Raw genomic sequence first — 1164 nt, 5'->3', positions numbered from 1 at the left:
CGTCGCGGCGACCCGGCACGGCCCGGTCGGCAACCAGCACAGGTCGAGGGCGGTGCGGACGGCATGCCAATGATGTGCGCCGTGACCTTTTCCCCGCGTGGGCGGCTCTTCTACGCCGATCCCGGGCAATATGCGCCGAAAATCGGCGACAAGGTCCTCTTCCCGACCGATGCCGGGCCGGAGGTTGCCGAATGCATGTGGGCACCGCAGTGGGTCAGCGAGGACATCGGCGGACTGCCGGTTCTCGTGGGGATGGCGCAGACCGCCGACATCGAACGGCGCGCGGTCTCCCGCCGCCGCCGGGCCGAGGCGCGGGTTGCCGCAAAGCGATTGATCCGTGAGCACGAGCTACCCATGAAAGTCGTCGGAGTCGACTACATCCAGACCGACAGCATCTTCACCATCTACTTCAGTGCCGACCATCGAGTCGATTTCCGAGCGCTCGTACGCGATCTCGCCCGAACGCTGGGAGCCCGCATCGACCTGCGTCAGCTCTCCGCCCGGGACAGCGCCCGCATCCAGGGCGGGATCGGCTCCTGCGGACGTGACCTGTGCTGCGCCACGTTCCTCACGGACTTCGAACCGGTCACCATACGAATGGCCAAGGACCAGGATCTGCCGCTGAATCCCATGAAAATCAGTGGCGCCTGTGGCCGGCTGATGTGCTGTCTGCGGTACGAGCACCCACTCTACGAGCAGTTCAAGGCGGAGGTCCCGGCCGTGGGTGCCCGGGTGAGTACCCCTGAGGGCGATGGGCGGGTCGTTTCCCACGATGTACCGCGTGACCAGGTCATGGTCAAGCTGGACGCAGGCGGCGGACGATCCGCGTGCAGCCGGGCAAGTGTCTGCGGTTCACGCAAGGCGTACGACGGGGCCCACTCGGGGCCGGACACCACCGCCCGGCCCGACCCCACGGCCGGGCCGGGCGGTACCGCCGATGCGGAGGCAGGCAGCTCTCCCGCGGACAGCCCGGTTACCCACCGTTCCCTCACTGTCAGCTCACGTGTTCACAGCGCAGACGGCGGCATCGCCACGAGCGTCGGGACGCAACCCATGACATCGGTTCCCGCGGCTGCGTCACCGGACAACGCCCGGACCCGACGCCGCCTGCGCCGACAAGCAACCCACCCCCAGCACGACCCCGACATACTTTCGTGACTAGAC

At 67.7% G+C, this 1164-nt stretch carries 1 protein-coding gene; it reads left to right on the top strand.

From position 1 onward, the window contains the following. Nucleotides 1-63 precede the first annotated feature (63 nt). Nucleotides 64-1158, top strand: coding sequence for a regulatory iron-sulfur-containing complex subunit RicT (locus U9980_RS12210; protein WP_322768019.1), 1095 nt, complete (start codon nt 64-66; stop codon nt 1156-1158). The last annotated feature ends 6 nt before the right edge of the window (nt 1159-1164 follow it).

Origin of the sequence: Protofrankia sp. Cr1 (assembly GCF_963555865.1) — a bacterium.
GTDB lineage: Bacteria > Actinomycetota > Actinomycetes > Frankiales > Frankiaceae > Protofrankia.
This window is presented reverse-complemented; position numbering and strand designations above follow the sequence as displayed.

Bases quoted from the DNA above. Each gene is read 5' to 3' on its own strand.
- U9980_RS12210 (WP_322768019.1), top strand. From the start codon at position 64: ATGCCAATGATGTGCGCCGTGACCTTTTCCCCGCGTGGGCGGCTCTTC.